This is a genomic window from uncultured Gimesia sp. (assembly GCF_937919775.1).
Lineage (GTDB): Bacteria > Planctomycetota > Planctomycetia > Planctomycetales > Planctomycetaceae > Gimesia.
The window spans coordinates 1-9,259 of the sequence record NZ_CALFPF010000782.1 but is presented as its reverse complement, the minus strand read 5'-3'; the positions used below and the strand labels follow the sequence as shown (position 1 = coordinate 9,259).

Below are 9,259 nucleotides of genomic sequence, written 5' to 3'. Positions count from 1 at the left end.
GCTGAGAAAGAACACAACTCCAAACGTAGGGGCGACCCTATGTGGTCGCCCGCCGGATCGACGTGCTTTGCGAAACGACAGACGAACGCCGAAACCGATTCCATTCAGAGTAGATTACCATTTTGGTCCCCGCCAGGCGGGCAGGCACACAGACCTGCCCCTACGACACGATTCTGAAAACCAGTACAAAATCGGTGCTGAGAAAGAACACAACTCCAAACGTAGGGGCGACCCTATGTGGTCGCCCGCCGGATCGACGTGCTTTGCGAAACGACAGGCGAACGCCGAAACCGGTTCCATTCAGAGTAGATTACCATTTTGGTCCCCGCCAGGCGGGCAGGCACACAGACCTGCCCCTACGACACGATTCTGAAAACCAGTACAAAATCGGTGCTGAGAAAGAACACAACTCCAAACGTAGGGGCGACCCTATGTGGTCGCCCGCCGGATCGACGTGCTTTGCGAAACGACAGACGAACGCCGAAACCGATTCCATTCAGAGTAGATTACCATTTTGGATCCCGCCAGGCGGGCAGGCACATAGACCTGCCCCTACGACCCAATGCAATCCGGGCCGATCGCGGCAAGCAGGAGGCCAGATAAATCAACCTGAAAAGAGAAGCCATGTCTCATCATAAATGTTAGGGTGTCTCGCGCTACCAACACTGGCATTAGAAACCACAAAAAAGTACAATCGAACAGTATCGCGAAGGGAGTGATCTCGCAGTCCGTTCACTCGGCGCGTGCTACCGTTCATCGAGTTCTTTCAGAAGGAAATCCTGATGTCAGCGACCACTTTGACAATTCGTGATGAAACCATGGCCGGGAAAATAACCGGCGAACTGACGCTCGAGTTTCTGACCGAAACGATTACCGTGCGTGAATTGATCCGCAGTCGGGTCTATCAGGAAGTCAAAGACTTTAACGCAAAGCAGACCGAACATTTCCGGGGGCTGATCCAACCCACCGACACCGAAGAAACGCTCAATGGCTACAAGCTGAAAAAAAGCCGCGAGATCGACTGGAACAAACAGTACGAAAAAGCACTCGCGGCCTTCGAACAGAACCAGGTGCTGATTCTGGTCAACGAGCGGCAGGCAGAATCTCTCGACGAAGAGATTACAATCACACCACGATCAGAAGTGTCGTTCCTGAAGCTGACACTGCTGGTCGGCGGCTAAGCCGCTGTCGCTGTCAGTTCCTCAAGAGACCGTTACCCCGACGCTCCCTCAAACCGACAAAGACTTGTACACCCATGAAATACTCCCCCCGCGCTGACGAACTTTACCGGCGGTCAATCCAGGAGATCGACGCGAAGATTTATTATTTTGACCAGATCTCGAAGAACCCGGTAATTCAGGAAATCCTCGCTGAGCAGAAAGGCGTTCAGAGGGACTATATCTTTCTCACGTTCGGGTTGATGTACTATGATCTCCAGGATGCGGACTGGCCGGAAAGCCTGAAAGCAATTTATGAATCTCTACCAGACCAGAGACAGGTCTGCTCTGTCCGGGAAGACCACATGGTGACTGCACTCCACGTGGCATCTCAACTGTTGCGGCGTAACCTGCCTTTCACCATGCTTGAATACAGTTGGCTGGTCGACAGATGCATTCACGTCCAGGAAGTCTATGACTGGAGAAACCCACATCTGTCCGCCCTGGTCAATCACATCAAGAGGTATGCCGACAAGTCAGAAGAACCGCTGGATGAACTCTTGAAACGATCGCTGACTGAATTCCTGAACGCTCTGGAAACATTATTCGGCGAGCACGATAACAGCAACCATGTGAAAACACTCCGGGGACTGGTGGCAGATAAGAACAAATTCCCCCTTAGACCGGGGGAGGCCTGGTCGGACAGGGCACTGGCAGACGGCCGTGAGATGCCGGACCCGCTGCGACAGGCATGGGCGGCACTCATACTTCATTGCCAGTCAGCTTCAGCCGGCAAACCCTCGAAAAAATGGCTGAAGACCGCACAGACGATTTTGGATGAAATCGGGCAGGAAGCCTTTACCGAATCCCTGCTAGTCTGGTTCCCCCTCGTTGATCATCAAGGTTCAGTCTCAGACCGAACTTTCAGGGGGATCAGTGGTCTGCACCAGGATACCCTTAAGGGACTCTGCTGGTGTTGCAGCCTCGTTGATGATGCCAGACTGGCTCGCGCAGTGGCAGCCCTGGCGGTCATGGCCTATAAAAAAGTTCCCGGCAGCGGACCTCACGCGATCAAAGTGGGGAACGCCTGCGTCTGGGCTCTGGGACAGATCTCCAATGAGACGGCCCTCGGACAGCTGGCTTATCTCAAAGTGAAGATCAAGTTCGGAACCGCTCAAAAGGGCATCGAAAAAGCGCTGAACGAAACCGCCGAGCGGATGCAGGTCCCCCGGGAAGAGATCGAAGAAATGGGAGTGCCCGCCTACGGACTGACCGCCGTCGGGCAACTGGAAGAAACGCTGGGGGACTTCACGGCTCAGCTCAACATTACCGGCACGACTACGACGGAGCTATTATGGCTGAAAGCGGACGGCAAGCCGCAAAAGTCGGTTCCCGCGGCCGTTAAAAAAGAGTTTCCCGAGGAGCTGAAGGAACTCAAGGCCAGCGCCAAAGACATCCAGAAGATGCTGCCCGCACAGCGCGAACGGATCGATAACCTGTTCCTGGAACAGAAACAGTGGTCGTTCGAAACGTGGAAAGAACGCTATCTCGATCATCCCCTGGTGGGAACACTGGCCCGGCGGATCATCTGGCGGTTCAAAACCGGCGCAGAAGTCGTCGCCGGGATCTGGCAGGAAAACCAACTGGTCGACCAGGACAGTCAGCCGCTCAGCAATCTGAATGAATCGACCACTGTTGAACTCTGGCATCCCATCGAAGTGCCGACGGAGCAGGTTCTTGCCTGGCGGGAATGGCTGGAACAGCATGAAGTCCAGCAGCCCTTCAAGCAGGCCCACCGCGAAGTCTACCTGCTGACAGACGCCGAACGAAATACACGCGTTTATTCCAATCGTTACGCGGCCCATATCATCCGACAGCATCAGTTCAACGCACTCTGCGGCGCCCGACGCTGGAAAAACCAGTTGCGGCTGATGGTCGATGGCGATTACCCTCCCGCAATGAAACTGCTGCCGAAATGGGATTTAAGAGTTGAATTCTGGGTGGAAGGGATCGGCGACAACTATGGAACGGACACCAATGAAACCGGCACGTACCTCTATCTTGCCACCGATCAGGTCCGGTTTTATCCACTGACGGCAGCACAACGCACTGCGTATGCAGCCGGAGGTGGTTACATCACCCGGGGTGAGGAAGGCAGCGATACCCCGATTGCGCTGGCAGAGATCCCCCCGCTGGTGCTCAGCGAGTTGCTGAGGGATGTCGACCTGTTTGTCGGCGTGGCTTCTGTTGCCAACGATCCCAGCTGGTCCGATGGGGGGCCGGACGGTCGTTACGTTGATTACTGGCAAAGTTACTCGTTCGGCGATTTATCTGCGACCGCCAATACCCGCCGGGAAATCCTGCAGCGTCTGATTCCCCGGCTCAAAATCGCGAAAAAGTGTTCGTTTGAGGAGAAATTTCTGGTCGTCCAGGGAGAACTGCGGACCTATAAAATCCACCTGGGCAGCAGCAATATTCTGATGTCGCCCGACGACGCTTACCTCTGCATCGTGCCCAACCAGTCCCTCGCCGGCAAAAGTACGAACAGCCTGTTCCTCCCCTTTGAAGGGGACAACATGCTCTCGATCATCCTCAGCAAAGCCTTCCTGCTGGCAGACGACAAAAAGATCACCGACTCTTCCATCGTCAGCCAGATCACTCAAGGACTGTAGGAAAACCTCGACCGGGTGACACAGTCGGCTGGCCCCAATACTGTTCGTCGGGTGGCACTGTTGGCTTGCCCAACAGTGAGAAAACGCTACAAAACAAGCCTAAAACGACCATCTCAGTCACAGCAGACAAAGAACATTTTCAAAAGTAGGGGCGACCCTATGTGGTCGCCCGCGGTTTCCACATGGTTTGCGAAACGACTCCCGAACGCTGAAGCTGACCCTTCGTGAGAGCAATTCAACTTCGTCTCCCGCCAGGCGGGCGGACACATGGGTCCGCCCCTACGCCACGATTTGAAAGACGATCTCCACCCGCCACGAACACAAATCCGAGACGCACCAATGAAAACGCGTGGCACTGTTGGCTGGCCCCAACAGTGAGAATACACTACAAAACAAGCCTAAAACGACCATCTCAGTCACAGCAGACAAAGAACATTTTCAAAAGTAGGGGCGACCCTATGTGGTCGCCCGCGGTTTCCACATGGTTTGCGAAACGGCTCCCGAACGCTGAAGCTGACCCTTCGTGAGAGCAATTCAACTTCGTCCCCCGTCAGGCGGGCGGACACATGGGTCCGCCCCTACGACATGATTTGAAAGACAATCTCCACCCGCCATGAACACAAATCCGAGACGCACCAATGAAAACGCGTGGCACTGTTGTCTTGCCCAACAGCCAGAAAACACTATAAAACAAGCCTGAAACGACTACTTCAGTCACAGCAGACAAGGGCAGGCCCGCCTGCAATCCGGGCTGATCGCAGCGAAGCAGGTCGCAGAAAAAACGAGCCGCACCAGCGCACGCTTCCTTCAGACAATCGGGTTCCAGCAAGACACGAACAGTCGCGTTGTGACACCCGCAGAGACAGACACGAAAAGGTCATCAAAAATATTTCTTGCAATTATTTGAAAATTGTGAACTCTGATATTTCAAATTTTGCAAAGATTGGTAACTTACGCGTCGATATGAATATCTTAGTTCATATCTGTTTCTTTACCTCCTTTTTTCTGGAGACACTGTGATGGCCAAATCTACTACTAAGATTGGGCAAACTGCCAAAAAGCAAACTGGCAAAGCAACCGTTGAGACAACCAAACCTGCAAAAGGCAAAACCAGCAAGAAGAAATAATCTTCTGACCTGAGTCTTAGCAGACTTTCAGCCCCCTGTTTTTGTAGTTCTTGAACTCAACAACAGGGGGAAATTTTTTACCCCCATGTCACTTCAGGTTACTCTCGCCGTGTGGCAACGGTCGGCTCGTCCGACAGTGAGAAAACACTACAAAAACAGCCTGAAACGACGATACCAGGCACCGCAGGCCAGGGCAGCCCCAAAGGAATTCAGGTCGAGCGAAGCGGGCACAGTTGGCAAGCCAACAGCGAGCCCCCCCCCAACAGGAAACGCAGGAGCGACCCTATGTGGTCGCCCGCGGTTTCGACATGGTTCGTGAAACGACAGGCGAACGGCCCCACCAGTTCCACTCAGAGTAGATTACCGTTTTGGATCCCACCAGGCGGGCAGGCACATCGACCTGCCCCTACGATACGATTCACAAAACCAATACAAAATCGGCGGCTGAGAAAGAACACAACTCAAAACGTAGGAGCGACCCTTTGTGGTCGCCCGCCGGATCGACGTGCTTTGTGAAACGACATACGAACGACCCAACCGGTTCCATTCAGAGGGTATTTCCGTTTTGATTCCCGACAGGCGGGCAGGCACATAGACCTGCCCCTGCGATACGATAAAATCAACAGCGCTGCGTCCGGCCAGCGTCCCTGCTGCCAGCCAGGCGTTTGTCGTCCAGACAGGCTTTTATGAATTTTTCTTCCATATTGCATGAAGAAATCATGAACACGAATAAATCCTTGATTTTAAGACCTTTATTCAACAAAACGCATGTCTGCTCACCTGTAAGTTCAGGTAGAAATTCATAGAGAGACAGCCTGCCAAAACAAACTCTTAATTAATTCACTGTTTCTTAATCAAAAAACGATCAATCTCGACCAGGCCGACTTTTGAAAAGCTCACGTGTTCTTCATCTCTTATTCAAAAAAGCGGCCTAGAATCCTCACAATTCAGTCACGAGCTATTTCCTTTCAAACGTCTCTGACTGTTTCAAACAAACTGAATTCATCAGTAATTGATAGATCCAGGTCCGCCAATCTGTTTCCGGAACGAATGCTGAATTTCCTGTCGGAACTTATTCATTTTCATTTTGTGTGCAGTCTTGAATTTTAAATTTTATTAACCAGTCCTGCACTTTAGATTTCATTAAAAGGAGAAGTAATGAAGAATCGAAAAGCGTTTACCTTAATCGAACTGCTGGTGGTGATCGCGATTATCGCGATTTTAATTGCCTTGCTGTTACCCGCAGTCCAGCAGGCCCGTGAAGCAGCACGCCGCAACAGTTGTAAAAACAACTTGAAGCAGATCGGTCTGGCATTACACAATTATCACGACACTTTCTCTGCTCTGCCGCCGGGCAGTATCGTCTACTACAATGGCTCCAAATACTACGGTCATGGCTGGACCTGGCACGCCAGCATCCTGCCCTATCTCGATCAGGCGAACATGTACAATCAAATCCAGGGCCCGACATCCAGCGGCATGGGAGCCGAGTCCGGCGGTGTGAATGACTCCAAACAGCAACTGAGCGGGCAGACCGTGCTTTCCGTATTCTGGTGCCCGTCGCAACCCGATGTCACCACGGGTGCCCAGAAGAATGGATACTCTCCCTCGAACTACAACGGCAACATGGGCACACTCATCGGATACTCGGGTGATAACTGCTACGGCGGTTCGGTTTCCACCCCGGCTGGGATGACGGCCACCAATGGCTGCATGAATGCCGACGGTGTATTCTTCATCAGCAGTAGCGTTGCGTTTCGTGATATTACCGATGGCCTTTCCAATACCATTATGGTGAGTGAAGTAATTGACTCCGGCGGAGACGCTGACCGGCTGGGTGGCGGCGGCAGTGACCGCAAACACTGCTTCTCAAACGGAGCGGACAGCAACCCGCCTACCGAGATGACCGAATACCTCATCGCTGCAGAAAGCAACGACCCCATTAACCAGTATACAGAAGAAGCAGCGGGCAGTTACCACGTCGGCGGTGCACAATTCGTGTTAGGTGATGGCAGAGTCCGTTTCCTCTCCGAAAACATCGACATGGCCCTGTATCGTGCGATCAGCACCCGGGCCAAACGGGAAACGTTAAGCCTGGATTGATCATTTGGACGCCACGATCAGACTGCGTCGCTTGGCACGCGACGCAGTATTTTTTGACAGACAGATCGTTCCCATACCTTTTCAGGAACGGGCCGCGTCATGAGAAAGATCCACTTTCTCAGATTCGATTTTTCAATGATAAAGTGAGTTTCAACAATGAATAGCAAGAGAAGAAACAGAATCGTAAAGCTTACCCTGTTGGCATTGTATATGAGTTTCGCCGGCTGTGGAAACGAATCAGGTGATCGGCCTGACCTGGGCCTGGTCAAAGGGACCGTCACTTTCGAAGGCGCACCGCTGGCCAAAGCTTCCATCACGTTCATGCCAGATAGCGGCCGCCCCGCCAGCGCGACCACCGATGCCGCCGGCCAGTACGAATTAATCTATATCCGCAACACGCCTGGCTGCAAAGTGGGGCACAACAAGGTCCTCATCACCTCTGTCAAAGAAGGGGACAATGAGATGGAGACCGAAGGCGATGACCCCACAGCCGAAGCCGGTGTTGCGAAAGAGAAGCTGCCTCCCAAATACAACACCGAAACCGAACTGGAAGCCAACGTCAAAGAGGGCGAGAACACGTTCGATTTCGATCTGAAGAAATAAGTTCGAAGTCAGAATCAGTTCAAATCAGCATCGGTTCAAATCAAAAAATCTGGTGGCACTGCTGGCTTGCCAACAGTGAATGAGAAATCACCGACCTCAACAGAAAACGTAGGGGCGACCCTATGTGGTCGCCCGCGGTATCGACGTGCTTTGTGATACGACATACGAACGACCCAACCGGTTCCATTCAGAGTAGATTACCGTTTTGATTCCCGCCAGGCGGGCAGGCACATAGACCTGCCCCTACGACACGATTCAGAAAACCAAAACAAAATCGGCGGCGAGTAAGTACACAATTCCAAACGTAGGGGCGACCCTATGTGGTCGCCCGCCGGATCGACGTGCTTTGCTAAACGACAGACGAACGACCCAAACGGTTCCATTCAGAGTAGATTACTGTTTTGGTTCCCGCCAGGCGGGCAGGCACATCGACCTGCCCCCTACGACACGATTCACAAAACCAAAACAAAATCGGCGGCTGAGAAAGAACACAACTCCAAACGTAGGGGCGACCCTATGTGGTCGCCCGCCGTTTCGACGTGCTTTGTGAAACGACAGACGAACGACCCAAACGGTTCCATTCAGAGTAGAATACCGTTTTGATTACCGACAGGCGGGCAGGTACATCGACCTGCCCCCTACGACATTCGGCCTGCCACCATACCAGAAGGTGGCACACCGATGGTTCTTTCGTTTAAAGAATCACAATTTCAGGAACGGCGTTCCTGCTGTCGTAAAAAGGCCAGCACGTCGCGGCAGCCGCGTTGAATCTGGGCACTCATCACTTCGCGGGCCAGGGGACCATCGCCGGCACGTAACGCTGCCAGCAGTTGTTCCTTGCTGTCACAGGTTTTTGTGGCCAGATCCAGCGTCAGCAGTTTTGAACTGTTCCGCTGTGATTCAAACACCGTCGTCACCGCGCGGTGTTCCCGAACGACTTTCGAAATCAGACGATTGCGCGACGCATCGATCACGATCTCATGGAAGGTTTCTTCCAGATCAAGCCAGCGGTTAAACTGGGCCGGCGTGGCGTGGCCATCGCTGCGTTTTGCGACCAACTCCCGAATCTCATGGAATTCCGCCAACAGCGCGTCGAGGTCGTCCAGTTGGTGTGGCGTAATGTACCGCGCCGCCTCCGCAGCCGCACAACTTTCCAATGCATCCCGCAGGACATACAGCTCCTCTAAATCTTCGCGATTCGGGTTCCGCACGAACGCCCCCGCACCGGGCACGTGCTCGACCAGTCCTTCCGACACCAGCCGATGAATGGCTTCCCGCACCGGAATCACACTCACGCCGATTTTCGACGCCAGCTTCCGATTGACCAGTTGTACGCCGGGCACGAGCGCCCCGTCCTGCATTTCCTGCTTGATAAATCGATAAGCACGATCCGCCAGATTTTCCGTGACTTCATACATTTTTTATTTTCTGGTTGACAAGAGAATTCAAATTCCCGACAATGTGTAACATCATGTTATAATACGTTATTACATATGTCAAACGATTTTTAAACAACTCTTTTAATTTCTATCAGGAAATCGTTTCAGACACGATGGATCAGCGCCCACTGGCGAAAATACGGCTTCTTTTTTAACCC

General features: G+C 52.8%; 6 protein-coding genes. 4 read left to right on the top strand and 2 right to left on the bottom strand.

Features of this window, described 5'->3' with window-relative positions; all coding sequences use genetic code 11:
• Positions 1–782 precede the first annotated feature (782 nt).
• Together Q0294_RS22200 and Q0294_RS22195 are read left to right on the top strand one after the other, a co-directional pair.
• Positions 783–1,181 carry a hypothetical protein gene (locus tag Q0294_RS22200; RefSeq protein ID WP_299469821.1) on the top strand — a complete coding sequence of 133 codons (399 nt, stop codon included), beginning with the start codon at positions 783–785 and terminating at the stop codon, positions 1,179–1,181.
• Between the two features lie 74 nt (positions 1,182–1,255).
• Entirely contained in the window at positions 1,256–3,829 is a 2,574-nt protein-coding gene (locus Q0294_RS22195; protein WP_299469819.1) for a DUF4132 domain-containing protein, read from the top strand.
• Positions 3,830–5,417: 1,588 nt separating this feature from the next.
• Here the strand turns inward: Q0294_RS22195 and Q0294_RS22190 are convergent.
• Positions 5,418–5,666, bottom strand: a complete 249-nt coding sequence (locus Q0294_RS22190; protein WP_299469817.1) for a hypothetical protein — start codon at positions 5,664–5,666, stop codon at positions 5,418–5,420.
• A 448-nt stretch (positions 5,667–6,114) separates the two neighbouring features.
• Between Q0294_RS22190 and Q0294_RS22185 the strand changes: the two genes are divergently transcribed.
• Both Q0294_RS22185 and Q0294_RS22180 read left to right on the top strand, forming a co-directional pair.
• On the top strand, positions 6,115–7,059 hold the full coding sequence (locus Q0294_RS22185) for a DUF1559 domain-containing protein (protein ID WP_299469815.1): 945 nt from the start codon (positions 6,115–6,117) through the stop codon (positions 7,057–7,059).
• A 210-nt stretch (positions 7,060–7,269) separates the two neighbouring features.
• Positions 7,270–7,662 carry a carboxypeptidase-like regulatory domain-containing protein gene (locus Q0294_RS22180; protein ID WP_299469813.1) on the top strand — a complete coding sequence of 131 codons (393 nt, stop codon included), beginning with the start codon at positions 7,270–7,272 and terminating at the stop codon, positions 7,660–7,662.
• Positions 7,663–8,372: 710 nt separating this feature from the next.
• Here the strand turns inward: Q0294_RS22180 and Q0294_RS22175 are convergent.
• The gene (locus tag Q0294_RS22175; RefSeq protein ID WP_299469811.1) at positions 8,373–9,080 is read right to left on the bottom strand and encodes a GntR family transcriptional regulator; all 708 of its coding nucleotides are present in this window, start codon (positions 9,078–9,080) and stop codon (positions 8,373–8,375) included.
• Between the last annotated feature and the right edge of the window lie 179 nt (positions 9,081–9,259).

Coding starts and splice junctions, on each gene's coding strand:
- Q0294_RS22190 (WP_299469817.1), bottom strand. CDS start 5,666: ATGCAATATGGAAGAAAAATTCATAAAAGCCTGTCTGGACGACAAACG.
- Q0294_RS22200 (WP_299469821.1), top strand. CDS start 783: ATGTCAGCGACCACTTTGACAATTCGTGATGAAACCATGGCCGGGAAA.
- Q0294_RS22180 (WP_299469813.1), top strand. CDS start 7,270: ATGAGTTTCGCCGGCTGTGGAAACGAATCAGGTGATCGGCCTGACCTG.
- Q0294_RS22195 (WP_299469819.1), top strand. CDS start 1,256: ATGAAATACTCCCCCCGCGCTGACGAACTTTACCGGCGGTCAATCCAG.
- Q0294_RS22185 (WP_299469815.1), top strand. CDS start 6,115: ATGAAGAATCGAAAAGCGTTTACCTTAATCGAACTGCTGGTGGTGATC.
- Q0294_RS22175 (WP_299469811.1), bottom strand. CDS start 9,080: ATGTATGAAGTCACGGAAAATCTGGCGGATCGTGCTTATCGATTTATC.